At 75.3% G+C, this 13452-nt stretch carries 14 protein-coding genes and 1 pseudogene; 13 read left to right on the top strand and 2 right to left on the bottom strand.

Translation table 11 applies throughout. The annotated features are described in order from the left end of the window. From B0E53_RS24330 to B0E53_RS40215, 7 genes and pseudogenes are all read left to right on the top strand, one after another. A pseudogene (locus B0E53_RS24330) lies at positions 1-239 on the top strand (hypothetical protein); the annotation flags it as partial. Next, on the top strand, positions 236-1021 hold the full coding sequence (locus B0E53_RS24335; RefSeq protein WP_107078173.1) for an isocitrate lyase/phosphoenolpyruvate mutase family protein: 786 nt from the start codon (positions 236-238) through the stop codon (positions 1019-1021). The pseudogene B0E53_RS24330 and the gene B0E53_RS24335, both read left to right, overlap by 4 nt. Before the next feature lie 85 nt (positions 1022-1106). Further along, positions 1107-2072, top strand: a complete 966-nt coding sequence (locus B0E53_RS24340; protein WP_107078174.1) for a hypothetical protein — start codon at positions 1107-1109, stop codon at positions 2070-2072. 4 nt (positions 2073-2076) lie between these two features. After that, a complete protein-coding gene (locus tag B0E53_RS24345) occupies positions 2077-3690 on the top strand; it encodes an asparagine synthase-related protein (RefSeq protein ID WP_107078175.1) in 1614 nt (537 codons plus the stop codon). A gap of 75 nt (positions 3691-3765) precedes the next feature. Next, positions 3766-4239 carry a DUF1203 domain-containing protein gene (locus B0E53_RS24350; protein WP_107078176.1) on the top strand — a complete coding sequence of 158 codons (474 nt, stop codon included), beginning with the start codon at positions 3766-3768 and terminating at the stop codon, positions 4237-4239. Positions 4240-4278: 39 nt separating this feature from the next. Beyond that, the gene (locus B0E53_RS24355; protein WP_107078177.1) at positions 4279-5214 is read left to right on the top strand and encodes a PfkB family carbohydrate kinase; all 936 of its coding nucleotides are present in this window, start codon (positions 4279-4281) and stop codon (positions 5212-5214) included. A gap of 45 nt (positions 5215-5259) precedes the next feature. After that, positions 5260-6252 carry a linear amide C-N hydrolase gene (locus B0E53_RS40215; RefSeq protein WP_107078178.1) on the top strand — a complete coding sequence of 331 codons (993 nt, stop codon included), beginning with the start codon at positions 5260-5262 and terminating at the stop codon, positions 6250-6252. Between the two features lie 42 nt (positions 6253-6294). Here B0E53_RS40215 and B0E53_RS24365 read toward each other — a convergent pair whose 3' ends face one another. Further along, positions 6295-7743, bottom strand: a complete 1449-nt coding sequence (locus B0E53_RS24365) for a hypothetical protein (protein ID WP_107078184.1) — start codon at positions 7741-7743, stop codon at positions 6295-6297. Positions 7744-7881: 138 nt separating this feature from the next. Here B0E53_RS24365 and B0E53_RS24370 point away from each other — a divergent pair, with 138 nt between their 5' ends. Beyond that, positions 7882-8568 carry a DUF305 domain-containing protein gene (locus B0E53_RS24370; RefSeq protein WP_107078179.1) on the top strand — a complete coding sequence of 229 codons (687 nt, stop codon included), beginning with the start codon at positions 7882-7884 and terminating at the stop codon, positions 8566-8568. Positions 8569-8606: 38 nt separating this feature from the next. Here B0E53_RS24370 and B0E53_RS24375 read toward each other — a convergent pair whose 3' ends face one another. Continuing rightward, positions 8607-8879, bottom strand: coding sequence for a hypothetical protein (locus B0E53_RS24375; RefSeq protein ID WP_107078180.1), 273 nt, complete (start codon positions 8877-8879; stop codon positions 8607-8609). A gap of 310 nt (positions 8880-9189) precedes the next feature. Between B0E53_RS24375 and B0E53_RS24380 the strand changes: the two genes are divergently transcribed. The 5 genes from B0E53_RS24380 to B0E53_RS24400 form a co-directional block, all read left to right on the top strand. Continuing rightward, positions 9190-9429 carry a GntR family transcriptional regulator gene (locus B0E53_RS24380; RefSeq protein ID WP_107078181.1) on the top strand — a complete coding sequence of 80 codons (240 nt, stop codon included), beginning with the start codon at positions 9190-9192 and terminating at the stop codon, positions 9427-9429. Between the two features lie 39 nt (positions 9430-9468). After that, the gene (locus B0E53_RS24385) at positions 9469-10695 is read left to right on the top strand and encodes a sensor histidine kinase (protein WP_107078182.1); all 1227 of its coding nucleotides are present in this window, start codon (positions 9469-9471) and stop codon (positions 10693-10695) included. Then, positions 10692-11357: a response regulator transcription factor gene (locus B0E53_RS24390; protein ID WP_107078183.1), complete on the top strand. Its 666-nt coding sequence runs from the start codon at positions 10692-10694 to the stop codon at positions 11355-11357. The genes B0E53_RS24385 and B0E53_RS24390 overlap by 4 nt, the downstream gene beginning before the upstream one ends. A 148-nt stretch (positions 11358-11505) precedes the next feature. Next, positions 11506-12270 (top strand): ABC transporter ATP-binding protein, encoded by a 765-nt coding sequence (locus B0E53_RS24395; protein ID WP_107078185.1) that lies wholly within the window; start codon positions 11506-11508, stop codon positions 12268-12270. A gap of 5 nt (positions 12271-12275) precedes the next feature. After that, positions 12276-13452: ABC transporter permease (locus B0E53_RS24400; protein WP_146167749.1), on the top strand; the 1177-nt coding region annotated here is incomplete at its 3' end.

A 13452-nucleotide genomic window follows, 5' to 3' on the forward strand; every position in this document is an offset into this window, starting at 1 on the left:
ACGGCCGCCCCGCAGGCCCGGGCCACGGCGGCCACCTGGCCCTCGCCCACCGTCCCGTGCGGGCGCTGACCTTCGGTGCCGGGCCCCGGGGCTGCCCGGGGGAGCGGCACGCCCTCGCCCTCGCCGCCGGCGTGGTCGAGGTGCTGCGCGCACGTTGCCGGCCCGCCGCGGCGCCCGTCCGCTACGCCCCGCACCCCACCCTGCGTGTCCCGACCAGCATCGAGGTGATGTTCCGATGACCGACCGCGCCGCCGCCTTCCACGCCCTGCACCGGCCGGGCCGGCCCGTCCTGCTGCCCAACGCCTGGGACCACGCCTCCGCCGCGGCGCTGGCCGCCCGGGGCCACCCGGCCGTCGGCACGACCAGCCTCGGTGTGGCCGCGGCCGCCGGCAAGCCGGACGGGACCGGGGCGACCCGGAGCGAGACCCTCGACCTGGCCCGCCGGCTGCGGGACCTGCCGGTGCTGCTCACCGTCGACATCGAGGACGGCTTCGGCGACGACCCGGCGGCGGTGGCCGCGTACGTCGCCGAGCTGGCCGCACTCGGCGCGGTCGGGGTGAACCTGGAGGACGGGCGCCCGGACGGCACCCTCGCGCCGGTGGAGCTCGCCGCCGCCAAGATCGCGGCGGTGCGGTCGGCCGTGCCGGGGTTGTTCGTCAACGCCCGCACCGACGCCTGGTGGCTGGGCGTGCCCGACCCGCTGCCGGCGGCGTTGGACCGGGCCGCGGCGTACCGGGCGGCGGGCGCGGACGGGCTCTTCGTCCCGGGCGCGCCGGACGACACGGTCCGGTTGCTGGTGGCCGAGGCGGGGCTGCCGCTCAACGTGCTGCACCGCCCGGACGGGCCGGACCTGGCCGAGCTGGGCCGGCTCGGGGTGGCCCGGGTCAGCACCGGCTCGCTGCTGTTCCGCGCCGCCCTCGGCGCCGCGCTGCACCTGGCCGACGCGGTCCGCGCCGGCCGCGACGCCGGCCTGCCGGCGCCGCCCAGTTACGTCTGGGTTCGGGACCTCTCGGCGGGATGAGCACCTTAGGGGGGCTGCCGATCCTGGTGATTACGGTGTTTTTCAGGTTCGACTACGCCGTGTCCTGCCCGGAGAGGGGCCGACCATGCGAGTGCCCAGCCGAAGCCCCGGCCACCGGCCCGGATCCGCCGTCGCGTCCGCGGCCCCCGCCCGCCGACTCCCCCCGGCCGCCGGCCGGCGCCCCGGGCCCGAGCAGCCGGACCTGGCCGCGTACCGGGCCGCGGTGGCGGAGCTGCTGGTCGAGGTGGGCGCCCTGGCGGACGCCCCGTCCACCACGGCCCGCCAGGTGCTGCTCGACCAGCGGCTGCGGGAGCCGGCCATCGCCGCCGTTCTCGACGCCACCCCGCAGGGCTTCGTCGGCGCCCGGGAGACCCTGCTGCTGGAGATGAGCCGCTACCAGCCCAACACCCGCAGCTCGGCGCACGACCTGACCGCGCTGGTGCGGATCTACCTGCTCTCCCGCATCGACGTGATGTGGTGGCGGGACAGCGCCTCCTTCCTCACCGACGGCCAGGTCGACACCAGCACCGACCTGGTCGACCTGGAGTGGCTGCGCCGGCGCGGGCTGCTCACCTTCCGCTACCAGGAGCAGCCCGCCACCGTTTTCGGTCGCGGGTTCCGGGCGGTCCGGCGCCGGCTGCGCCCGGACGCCACCCCGCGTACCGCCGGGCTGCGGTTCCGCCGGGCCCGGCGCGAGATGATCGCGCTGCTCAACGACGTGGGCCGGGAGTTCGCCGCGGCCGCCCGGCCGGGCACCCCGCCCCTCTGGGTCACCAGCCTCGCCCGCAGCGCCGAGCACCAGTACCGGCTGCGCCGGCTCGGCTACGCCGCCATGGTGCCCAGCGGGCACTGCCTCGGCTGGGCGGCCGACGTGGAGCTGGCCTGGTACCGGCGGTTCGGGGCCCGGGACCTCCTCGCCGACCTGCTGCTGGCCCGGCAGGAGGCCGGCGAGCTCAACGTGGTCGACGAGGGCCAGGCCTGGCACCTCTGCCTCGCGCCCACCGCCCAGCGCCGGTTCCGCCGGGCGTACGAGGCCGAGATGGGGGTCTGAGCGGATGTGCGGGATCGCGCTGAGCATCGGCCCCGAGGCCGACCCGGCCACCTTCCGCCGGATGCTGGCCGTCCTCGCCCCGCGCGGCGAGGTGACCGAGACCCGGCTGGAGGACGGCCTGCTCACCGGCGTACGGCGGTTGCGGGTGGTGGACCGCGAGCGGGCGGTGCAGCCCTGGATCTCGCCCGACGAGCGGCACGTGCTCTGCTACAACGGCGAGGTCTTCAACCACCACGAACTGCGCGCCGAGCTGACCCGGCTCGGGTACGAGTTCCGCACCACCGGCGACACCGAGGTGGTGCTCGCCGCCTTCCGGCACTGGGGCGAGGAGGCGGTGCGCCGGCTGCGCGGCGAGTACGCCTTCGTGGTGGTGGAGCGGGCCACCGGCCGGGCGTACCTGGCCCGGGACCCGCTCGGGGTGAAGCCGCTCTACTGGTCCCGCGGCCCGGGCTGCCTGCATCTCGCCTCGGAGGTCAAGGCGCTGGTCGGGCACGGCTCGCCGATCAGCGAGGTGCCGCCCGGGTTCCACGGCTGGGCCGAGCCTGACGGGCCGGTCCGGCTGCGCCCGTACGTCGACCTGCTCACCCTCGGCGCCGGGCTGCCGGTGATCGACGACCCGGACGAGGCCGCCCTGCTCGTCCGTGCCGCGCTCACCGACAGCATCCGGGTACGGCTGGACACCGACCTCACCGTCGGCGTGGTGCTCTCCGGCGGCCTGGACAGCTCGCTGGCCCTGCTGCACGCCCGGCAGCTGCACCCGGACTGCGTGGCGGTCACGGTCGGCGTGCCGGACAGCCCCGACGTGGCGTACGCCCGGCGGCTCGCCGCCGACCTGGGCGTGCCGCACGAGGTGATCGAGCTGCGCCCGCGCGACATCCGGCTGGCCGACGTGCGCGAGGCGATCCGGATCTCGGAGCTGACCGAGTACGGCGACATCATCAACGCGGTGGTCTCGGTGCCGATCTTCCGGCGGCTGCGCGAGCTGGGCGTCAAGGTGGTGCTCACCGGCGACGGCTCGGACGAGCTGTTCGGCGGGTACCCGATGTACCACCACGTCGGCCCGGAGCGGTCCCGCCGGCTCTTCCTCCACAAGATCCGCAACCTGTGCCGGACCGAGCTGCAGCGGGTGGACCGGGCCAGCATGGGTCACGGCGTGGAGGCGCGGGTGCCCTTCCTCGACCTCAGCGTGGTCGAGCTGGCCATGCGGCTGTCGCTGGACCTGAAGCTGCGCGACGGGCAGGAGAAGTGGATCGTCCGGCGGGCCTTCGCCGACCTGCTGCCCGACTACGTCCGGCGGCGGCCGAAGAACCCGATGTCGTACTCGTCGGGGCTGCACGAGCGGGCCCGGCTCTACAAGCCGCTCTTCGCCCGGTTGCACCGCTCCTTCGGCTACCACCTGCTCGAACCCGTCCGGCGCGACTTCGACAGCGTGCTCACCCGGTGCGGCAACGACCTGGACCGGGCCATCGCCGACGGGCTGGCCCGGCCGGACTACACGGTGCTGGAGCACGCCCGGGACCTGGTCGGCGCGGCGAAGTGGAACGCCGTGCCGGTGGTCCGGCGGCTGGTCGGCCCGCGCACCAGAGCCCCGGCCCAGGCGTCAGGTGATGCCGAGTAGGCCCACGCCTCTCCCGGTCATGCGAGGTCCGATCGCCGCCAGCCACCGGCCGGGCCCTCGGCCAGGCTGGACGGCATGACCAGGACGCGCATCAGGTACGTGATCGAACCCGTGGCCGCGGAGGTGCTGGCCGGCGTGCGGCGCACCGGCCGCGACGCCTCCGGCCAGCCGACCGAGCGGTGTTGCGCCGAGGGCGGCGAGCCGCTGCGCTGCTGCCTCCGCGACGCCGCCCCAGGCGAGCCGCTGATGCTCTTCGGGTACGCCCCGCCGCTGCCGCCCGGCCCGTACCGGGAGGTGGGGCCGATCTTCGCGCACGCGGTCGACTGCCCAGGACCGGCGGACGTGACGGCGTACCCGCCCGACTGGCGGGGGCGGCCCCAGGTGCTGCGGGCGTACGACCGTCGGGGCCGCATCGTCGACGGCCGGCGGCACGACGGCGACGACCCGGAGGCGGTCGTCGCCGCGCTGCTGGCCGACCCGGCAGTGGACCGCCTGCACAGCCGCAACGTGGTGTACGGCTGCTACATGTTCACGGTGGTCCGCGGCTGAGCCGGGCGTGACCGGCGGTGGCCGGGGTATCAGCCCGGGATGACCGGACTGGACGCGATCGTGGTGGGGCAGGTGGCCCGGGACATCGTCCTGCTGGTGGACGAGGTGCCCGGCCCGTCCGGGACGGCCCCGGTGCGGTGCCGGCGGGAACTGCTCGGCGGCAAGGGGGCCAACCAGGCCGTCGGACTGGCCCAGCTCGGCGTCCGGGTCGGGCTGCTCGGCGTGGTGGGTGAGGACGAGGTCGGCGACCGGCTGCTGGGCCGGGCCCGCAGCGACGGCATCGACGTCGCCCCGGTGCTGCGCCGGCCGGACACGCCGAGCGCGCTGATCGTGGACGTGGTGGACGCCCGGGCCCACTGGCGGTACCTGGAGGACATCCCCGGGGCGACCCTGCTCAGCGAGGCGGACGTGACGGGCGCGGCCGAGGTGCTGCGGGCCGCCCGGGCGGTGGTCGTCCAGCTCCAGCAGCCGCTGCCGGCGGCGCTCGCGGCGACCCGGCACGCCCGCGACGCCGGCCGGCTCGTGGTGCTCGACGGGGCGCCGGACGACCCGGACGGGTCGGCGGAGCTGCTGTCCCGGGCCGACGTGCTGCGGGCCGACGCGCGGGAGGCCGGCCTGTTGCTCGGCGGCGACCCGCCGAAGGACGCCGAGGCGGGGCTGCGCGCCGGCCGGGAGCTGGCCGCCCGGGGGCCGGCGTTGGTCGCGGTAGAGGTGGCGGGGGAGGGGAACGCCTTCGTCTGGCCCGGCGGGGGGCTGTTCGTGCCGGTGAGCGAGACGCCGACCGTGGACAGCACGGGCGCCGGGGACGCCTTCGTCGCCGCCGTCACGGCCGGCCTGCTCCGCGACGACCCGTACCCCCGGCTTGCCCGGTACGCGGTCGCGGCGGCGGGCGCGACGGTGGGCCATCCCGGCGGCCGGCCCGCCCTCACCCCGGAGGCGATCGAGGCGCAGTTGGCCCGGATCCCGGACCGCTGACGTCCCCGGTGGACATCCGTCGCCGCCTCTTCTAGCGTCGCGGGCATGCGGAGGACCCTGTTCGCCACCGGGCTCGCCCTGCTCCTCGTGGCCACCGGCTGCGGCGGGAGCGACCGGCCCGCCGAGCCGGCCGGGGCCGGCACGCCGACCGCCTCCCGGCAGGATGCCGGCCAGGTCGAGCAGACCCTGGCCAGCCTGCGCCGGGTCGACGACCTGCCGTTGTACGAGATGACCTACGTGGGCGACTACGACCCGACCGTCGGCGTCGCGGGCACCCCGCAGGCGACCCCGTTCGGCTGCTCCCTGTTCGCGGCCCGGGGTGACCGGAGCCGGCCGCTGTTCGCCCGCAACTTCGACTGGGACGCGAACCCGGCGCTGGTGCTGCGCACCGACCCGCCGGACGGGTACGCCTCGATCTCCCTGGTGGACATCTCCTACCTGGGGGTCACCGCCGATCCGGCCGGGGACCGCCGGCTGCTGAACGCGCCGCTGCTGCCCTTCGACGGGATGAACGAGCGGGGCCTGGCCGTGGGGCTGGCCGCGGACGACGGCGCCACGGCGGAGCCGGTGGCTGGCCGGCCGACGGTGGGTTCGGTGCGCATCCTGCGCCTGGTGCTGGACTCGGCCGCCACGGTGGACGAGGCGATCGCCGTGTTCGGGCGCTACAACCTGGACTTCGACGGCGGCCCGCCGCTGCACTACCTGATCGCCGACGCCACCGGCGCGTCCGCGGTGATCGAGTTCGTGGACGGCGCGATGCGGGCCGAGAAGGGCCGGGGCGCCTGGCAGGCGCTGACGAATGTGCCGGCCGTCGGGGTTGCCGACCGCGACCTGCGCAACGACCACCGCTACGGGGTGCTGGCCGAGGCGCTGGACCGGGCCGGCGGAGCGGTGGACGCCCCGGCCGCGCTGCGCCTGCTCGACGCCGTGCGGCAGGCGCACACCCGCTGGTCGGTGACGTACGGGCTGCGCACCGGCGAGGTGCGGCTGGTCACCGCGGGCGGTGGCGAGCGCGGCTACCGGCTGCCGATGGGCTGAGCCGGGCCCGACCCCGCAACGGGGCCGGACCCGGCCGGCGGGTCACCAGCTCACGTAGCCCGTCTGGGTCTGCACGTTCAGCTCGGGCACCTGGATCAGCCGTGCCACCCAGGTACGCGGGTCGCGCAGCTCCAGCACGTCCAGTCCCTTCTGGATGTCGCTGGAGTAGATGTGGCCGTTGTACCAGTAGGCCGACCAGGAACCGCCGGTGCGCAGCCGGTCGGCGGCCAGCGGACCCCGCTCCCAGAAGGCGATCTCCGTGGGGTGCCGGGAGTCGGTGAAGTCCCAGACCGAGATGCCGCCCTGGTACCAGGCCTGGACCATGATGTCCCGGCCGGGCACCGGCACCAGCGAGCCGTTGTGCGCCACGCAGTTCTCGGTGTCGGCGTTGGCTCGTGGGATCTTGTAGTAGCTGCGGAACGCCAACCGCCGGTCGTCGCCGCGGCCGGTGATGTCGTAGATGGCGTCCGCACCCCGGTTCGGCCCGGTGGCCTCGTTGCAGGTCGCCGCGCCGCCCCCGCCCAGCTCGTCGGTGAAGACCACCTTGGTGCCGGAGTTGTTGAAGGTCGCCGAGTGCCAGAAGGCGAAGTTCTCGGTGTCCCGGACCCGCTCGATCACGCGCGGCGCCTCCCGGTCGGCGATGTCGAGCAGGATGCCGTCGCCCATGCAGGCGCCGGCGGCCAGGTCCTTCGCCGGGTACGCGGTGATGTCGTGGCAGCCGGTGGTCGCCGACTTCTCACCCGGGATGCCCGGGTAGCCGCCGTCCGGGAAGAGGTTCGGGGTGGCCACCACGGCGGCGTCGGTCGGCGAACGCAGCGGCACCTTGACGATCGAGATCGAGTCGTGCGGCGGTGGGCAGCCCACGTAGGTGTCCGACGGCCCGTACGAGGAGACGTAGAGGTAGACCGACCGGCGGTCCTTGGCGGGCACCAGGGTGTGGGTGTGCGAACCGCACGCGGTCTGCACGGACTTCACGTACCGGGGGTTGGTCTTGTCGCTGATGTCGAAGACCTTGATGCCCTCCCACCGGGTCGCCGTGCGGTCCACCGGGGTGCTGGCGCAGGAGTCGTCGCTGCGGGGCGCGTCGGTGGAGAGGAAGAGCAGGTCACCGTGGACGGACACGTCGTTCTGCGAGCCGGGGCAGAGCACCTGCGACACGATGGTCGGCGCGCTCGGCCGGGAGACGTCGTAGATGACGAAGCCGTCGTAGTTGCCGACGAAGGCGTACCGGCCCTGGAACGCGATGTCGGTGCCGAACGCCGCGGAGGTGTCGAACGGCGCCTGCTTCCGCAGGTTGGCGACCTGGCGCAGGTTGGGGCTGCTGGAGATCTCGTCGACCCCGGGGACGGCGCTGTCCACGGTGGCCGGTGCGGTCGCCGCCCGGGAGGTCTCCTGGGCGCTGCTGGGCGGGGCGGCGACGACGCCGGCGAGGAGCAGGGCGGCGGCGGCGAGGCTGACGATCCGGGTTCGGGACGTGCGGATGCTGATCATCGGCGGCACCCTCCGGAAGGGGATGATGATTTTCCACACCTTACCGGCCGATGACATGCATCAATGTGACCCCGGCCACATCTAAGCCGGATTGTCTATGGATAGGATCGCTGCCACCTCGACCGGAGGGAGTGTCGTATGACCGGCCGGCAGGGACGCGTCTGGCTCGCCGTCACAGCGCTGGTGGTGCTCCTGGTCGGAGCCGGGGTGGCGCTGGCCGGGCCGGGGGGCGATCCCGCGGCGGCTCCGGCGAGCCCGTCCGCCACCGGAAGCGCGCCACCGGTGGACGCGCCGCCGGTCGTCGTGCCCGGCCGGCCGGGGGAGCCGGCCGCCACCCGCGCCGCGCAGGAGGTCCGCGACGCCGCCCCGCCCCGCTACAACGGCCTCGACGTCTGGTACGTCCGGATGATGATCCCGCACCACCAGCAGGCCGTGGAGATGGCCGCCCTCGCCCCCGACCGGGCCGCCGACGCCCGCGTACGTGCCGTCGCCGAGCGGATCCGGGCCGCCCAGGGGCCGGAGATCGGGGTGCTGCGCGGCTGGCTCGACACCCGCGGGCTGGACGCCGAGGTGCCCGGTCACGACCACGGCGCGATGCGCGGGATGCAGTCCGCCGAGGCGATGCGGCAGCTCGCCGCCGCCCGGGGCGCGGAATTCGACCGGCTCTTCGTGCGGATGATGACCGCGCACCACGAGGGCGCCGTGGTCATGTCCACCGACCTGCTCAAGGTCGGCGCGGACCAGGCCCTCCAGGAGTTCGCCAACGGGGTCGCCAGCGAGCAGTCCGCCGAGATCGCCCGCCTCCGCGAGCTGATCGCCCCCTGAGCCGCCGAATCTTGGCGACCTTCCGTTCGCTCCGAACGCTAAGTCGCCAAGATCTGGGGAAGCTCGCCGCCGCACGCGCCGTCGTGGTCGGCCGGGCGGGGGCAGCGGGCGTTGCCGGGCAGCCGGGCGTCGCACCAGATCCGGGTACGCACGAACTGGCGGTCCTCCTCGCTGAGCGTGGTCTCGCCGAAGTCGATGTCGGTGACGTGGCCCAGCGAGTCGCGCAGCGCGGTGGCCTCGACGCGCCGGGTGAGCGTCGTGGGCAGGTGGATGATCCAGCGCGGCTCGGGCGTCGGGTGGGTGGGGTCCATGGCTCTCCCTGGGAGCGACGGAGGGGCGGCGCCGAGGCGGGCGGGGACGGCCGGCGCGACCGCGCGCCCGAGCCGGTCGGAGCCCGGCACCCGCCCCGGGCCTGTCGGTGGCATCTGGTGCCGGGGCTGTGGTCGGAGCAGCGGGACGGCCGGGCCGCCGGACGCCGCTCCGAGAGGTGACGCCGCAGTGCCTAGCTGGGAGCCTCCTCGCTCACAAACCATACCGACAATACTGGTAAAGTCAACGATGCTCTTGAAGTCCTCCCGCATGGCGTGATCAGATGGGCGTGCCTAGCTGGGAGTACTTCGCATGCCCGCACCACGGAAGTTCGAGCCGCACTACCGGCGGATCATCGCCGACATCAGGGGCCGCATCGCCTCGGGCGAGTGGCCGCCGGGCCACAAGCTGCCGTCGACCAAGGCGCTGGCCGACCTGTACGAGGTCGGCAGCCAGTCCACCGTCCGGCAGGCGATCACGATCCTCATCGAGACCGGCGAACTGTACGGACACCAGGGTCTGGGCGTCTTCGTCGCCGACCCGTCCTCGTAACGCCGTAGGCATCGACGGGCGCGCCAGCCCGTACGCTGGGTGATCGTGGACCGCATCGTCTTCGGCCGCCCGCTGCGCAGCGTCGCGTTCGACGCCGCCGTCTCCGGGCTGGTGGCCGTCTTCGCCGTCCTGGGGATCTTCGCCCAGCCGGGCGGCGTGGCGGCCACCGCCGTGGGCCTGGTGATGGCGGTGGTCCTGCTCTTCCGGCGGGTCCATCCGTCGGCGGTGGCGGCCGGGGTGGCCGTGCTCGCGTTGCTCCAGGTGGTCGCCGGCTGGGGCCCGCTGGCCTACGACGTCGGCGTGCTCATCGCCCTCTACAGCGTGGTCAAGTACGCCGACCGGCTGCGCGACGGCATCCTGGCCGGGATCGTCGCCGCGATCGGCGTGCTGCTCGCCGCCGTGCAGATGCCCGGCCCGGCGCCCTGGTGGGCCGGCGCCATCTACTACGGCCTGGTCACGGGTGCGGTCTGGCTGGTCGGGCTGAACGTGCGGACCCGCCGGCTCTACGTGCTGAGCCTGGAGGAGCGCGCCGCCACCCTGGAACGGGAACGGGAGGCCGAGTCCCGGGCGGCGGTCGCCGAGGAGCGCACCCGGATCGCCCGCGAGCTGCACGACGTGGTCGCGCACAGCATGGCCGTGATGATCGTGCAGGCCGACGGGGTCCGGTTCACCATCGACCGGGACCCGGCCACCGCCCGGGAGGCGGCCAAGGTGGTGGCGGACACCGGCCGGCAGGCGCTGGAGGAGATGCGGCGCCTGGTGGGCGTACTCCGGGAACCGAGCCGGCCGGAGCCGGCGGCCGCGCCCGACGGCACGCTCGACGCGGTGCCGGCGCACCGGCGGCCGGCCCTGGTCGAATTGCCCGACCTGCTGGACCGCTTCCGCGCCGCCGGCCTGCGGATCACCGACACCGCCACCGGCACGCCGGTCGCCCTGCCGCCCGGCCTGGAGCTGACCGTCTACCGGGTGGTGCAGGAGAGCCTGACCAACGCACTCAAGCACGCCGGGGTGGGCGCGGCGGTCGAGCTCCGCCTCGACTGGTCCGCGGACGCCGTCGTGGTCCGGGCGGTCGACGACGGGCGCGGCCGTCCGGTGGTCCGGCCGGCGCCGTCCGGCGGGCACGGCCTGGTCGGCATGCGGGAGCGCGTCGGGGTGTACGACGGCAGCCTCGCCGCCGGCCCCACGCTGGGTGGGGGCTGGCGGGTCGAGGCGCGGCTGCCGCTACCGTCGGCGCCGGGAACCGAGGAAGGGAAGGCGGCCGCATGACCGTCCGGGTGGTGATCGTGGACGACCAGGCGCTGGTGCGCGCCGGGTTCCGGATGGTGCTGGACTCCCAACCGGACCTCGCGGTGGTCGGCGAGGCGATCGACGGCGCGGACGCGCTGCGGGTGCTGGACCGGGTCGAGGCCGACGTGGTGGTGATGGACCTGCGGATGCCGACCATGGACGGCGTGGAGGCGACGAGGCGGATCTGCGCCCGCCCGGCCGGGAGCCGTCCCCGGGTGCTGGTGCTGACCACCTTCGACACCGAGGCCGACGCGTTCGCCGCGCTGCGGGCTGGGGCCAGCGGCTTCCTGCTCAAGAACGTCCCGCCGGAGGACCTGCTCGCCGCGATCCGGGTGGTGGCCGAGGGCGACTCGGTGGTGGCCCCGTCGATCACCCGGCGGCTGCTGGACCGGTTCGCCGGGCAGCTCGGGCCGGCGCCCACCGAGGACCCGCGGCTGGCGCAGCTCACCGAGCGGGAGCGGGAGGTGCTGCTGCTCGTCGCGCAGGGGCTCTCCAACGCCGAGATCGCCGCCCGGGTGCACGTGGCCGAGGCGACGGTGAAGACCCACGTCGGCCGGATCCTGGCCAAGCTCCAGCTCCGCGACCGGGTCCAGGCCGTCGTGCTGGCGTACGAGAGCGGGCTGGTCACGCCCGGCGGCTGACCCGGTGTACGACCTGGGTCATACGGGTCCACCCGGTCGGGAGCGACCAGCGGCGTACCGAGGTCGAGCGCGCAGGTGGAGATCATCGGCGGGGTGCCGCGCATAGCGTCGGAAGGGTCAGATGACCCTGTTCGACAGGAGCACCACGTTGTCCGCAACCCCGACCACCGGCGTCGCCGTCACCGCCCGTGAGCTGCGCAGGGAGTACGGATCCGGGCTGTCCCGGGTCGTCGCCCTCGACGGCGTCGACCTCGACCTGGCCGCCGCCCGGTTCACCGCCGTGATGGGCCCGTCCGGCTCCGGCAAGTCCACCCTGCTGCACTGCCTCGCCGGCCTGGACCGGCCGTCGGCCGGCACGGTGCGCATCGGCGACGCCGACCTGGCCCGCCTCGACGACCGCCGGCTGACCCGGCTGCGCCGGGACCGGATCGGCTTCGTCTTCCAGAAGTTCAACCTGCTGCCCACCCTCACGGCCGAGGAGAACATCGTGCTGCCGCTGGCCATCGCCGGCCGGCGGCCCGACCCGGAGTGGCTGCGGCAGGTGGTGGCCGCGGTCGGTCTCACCGACCGCCTCGGGCACCGGCCCGCCGAGCTCTCCGGCGGCCAGCAGCAGCGGGTCGCCGTGGCCCGCGCCCTGGTCACCCGGCCCTGGGTGATCTTCGCCGACGAGCCGACCGGCAACCTGGACTCGCGTTCCGGCGCGGAGGTGCTGCGGCTGCTCCGCGAGGCGGTGGACACCCTCGGCCAGACCGTGGTCATGGTGACCCACGACCCGAAGGCCGCCGCCCACGCCGACCGGGTGGTCTTCCTCGCCGATGGGCGGCTGGTCGACGAGCTGCACGCGCCGACCGCCGGCCAGGTCCTCGACGCGCTCACCCGGCTCGAGGCCGGCGCGTCGCCGGTGGGGCGGTGACCGGGATGCTGCGCCTGACCCTGCGCCAGGTCCGCGCCGAGGGGCTGCGCCTGCTGCTGTCCTCGCTGGCGATCGTCCTCGGCGTCGCCTTCGTCGCCGGCACCCTGATGTTCACCGACGGCATGCGCGCCGGGGCGTACGAGCGGGCCGGCGCCTTCGACCGGCACACCGACCTGGCCGCGTACGCCGGCACCGCGCCGCTGCCGCCCGCCCTGGTCGACCGGGTGCGCGCGGTCGACGGGGTGGCCGCCGCCGAGGGGGAGCTGACCGGCACCGCCGGGGTGGTGGGCGCCGACGGGCGGCCGGTCCTCGGCTACGCCGTGCTCGCCGCGATCCCCACCGACCCGGCCCTCCAGTCCTACGACGTGGTCGCCGGGCGGCTGCCGCAGCGGACCGGCGAGCTGGTGCTCGACGAAAAGACCGTCGCCGACCAGCGCTTCGCCCTGGGCAGCCCGGTGCGGGTCGGCGGGAACGGCGGGCCGGCGCGGCCGTACACCCTGGTCGGCACGGTCGACGTGGCCGGCAGCTCCCGGGACGTGGGCGGCCCGTTCATCGGCCTGGCCGGCGCCGACGCGCAGGCCGTGAGCGGGCAGCGCGGCTACGACCGGATCATGGTGGCCGCCCGGCCCGGGGCGGACCGGGCGGCGCTCGCCGACCGGGTCCGCGCGACGGTCGGGCCGAAGGTCGTGGTCCGGGACCGCGCGGCCATCCTCGACGAGGCCGTCGCCGACGCGGTCCGCGACCGGCGGCAGTTCGAGCTGTTCCTGGGCACCTTCGCCGCGGTGGCCGTGCTGGTGGCCGGCTTCGTGATCGCCAACACCTTCGCCATCGTGCTCGCCCAGCGGTCCCGGCGGACCGCGCTGCTGCGGCTGGTCGGCGCCACCCGGGGGCAGGTCTACCGGGCCACCCTCGGCGAGGCGGCGCTGACCGGGCTGCTCGCCTCGGCGGTCGGGGTGCTGGCCGGGGTGGGGCTGGCCGCGGGCCTCGGCGCGCTGCTGTCCACCCTGGACGCGCCGGTCACCGGCACGGTCACCGTCACGGCCCGTACGGTGCTGCTCTCCCTCGGCCTCGGCACGGTGCTGACCGTGGTGGCCGCCGCGGTGCCCTCCTGGCAGGGCACCCGGGTCGCGCCCGTGGCCGCGCTGACCGACGCCGCCGTGCGGCCCGCCCAGCGGGCCGGCC

Origin of the sequence: Micromonospora sp. MH33, assembly GCF_003013775.1 — a bacterium.
GTDB classification, from domain to species: Bacteria; Actinomycetota; Actinomycetes; order Mycobacteriales; family Micromonosporaceae; genus Micromonospora; species Micromonospora fulviviridis.